Here is a 1021-nt window from a genome sequence, read left to right as displayed (position 1 = left end):
TCTGAGCCAGATACATAAAGGCATAAGGACCTAGATGTTGGCACCCCTAGTTGGTGCATATGCTCCTGAACCAGAAATTCTCTAATACTCGAGCGCAGCACTGCTCGCCCATCCGCACCACGACAATATGGCGTTCGCCCACCACCCTTTAGCTGCATCTCCCAACGCTGACCATTGATGACAGCCTCAAGGACAGATACTGCACGGCCATCCCCGTAACCGTTGCCTGTGCGGAACGGACACTGTTGAATGTACTCCGTGCCATAAATCGACAGCGCATAGCCAGTTGCCCAAGCTGTTTGTCTCATAGGTTCTGGCACATGCGACATATCACCAGAGAACAAACGACGGAAGCCTTCCGTTTCCACCAAATTGTCGTCAAAACCCAGTTCGCTGAAAAACTTCCTGCTGTGAGCGACATAGTCAGGCTCAGGAATAGGCGTCGGCTTTACAGGGACATAATGTCCCGAAAAAACTTGTCGAGGCGCGTAATCATCCCCACTGGCCGTCGCCTGAGGGTCGCACCGAAGGTTATTCATTAGTGAATAGTCGGCTAATTTAGCCAGTTCATCGAGATTCGTTATGGGAGTAGATATATCATTAAGCTGCTTGTTAGCCATATTAATTGATGAACCTTTTCTAATTACTCTAAATCTGAGGAGATACCTTGTCTCAAACTATCACATTATCGACCTAAACCGAAAACACTTGGCACTCTGTGTAAGCTAATTGCTTGGTGTCCTCTACAGTTAAACCGCAAGCCTTTACCTTTCCTTACAGCAAACAAATTGGTTCAAAAACGAGATCCTTGATACAATCTGCGACCGATTTGGTGGGCTAAGGTCACTATCCTTGGCTTCGTTTGTGTTTCCGGCACCTCACGAGGGTGCACTCTTTGTGGCTCGGCCACGAGTAAAACGTAAGAGGCTAATATGTCTAAGCAAGATTCTGTTGTAATTGTAAGCGGTGTTCGTACACCAATGGGTGGTCTTCAAGGTAGCCTGTCTACTGTTCCTGCGCC

At 47.9% G+C, this 1021-nt stretch carries 1 protein-coding gene; it reads right to left on the bottom strand.

What is annotated here, in order from left to right; all coding sequences use genetic code 11:
- A partial coding sequence (locus A3735_RS09145) for a protein adenylyltransferase SelO family protein (RefSeq protein WP_197485786.1) occupies positions 1-620 on the bottom strand: 620 nt, incomplete at its 3' end.
- Between the last annotated feature and the right edge of the window lie 401 nt (positions 621-1021).

It is taken from the genome of Oleiphilus sp. HI0061 (assembly GCF_001635675.1).
The sequence above is the reverse complement of the archived record's forward strand: the minus strand, read 5'-3'. Positions and strand labels throughout refer to the sequence as shown.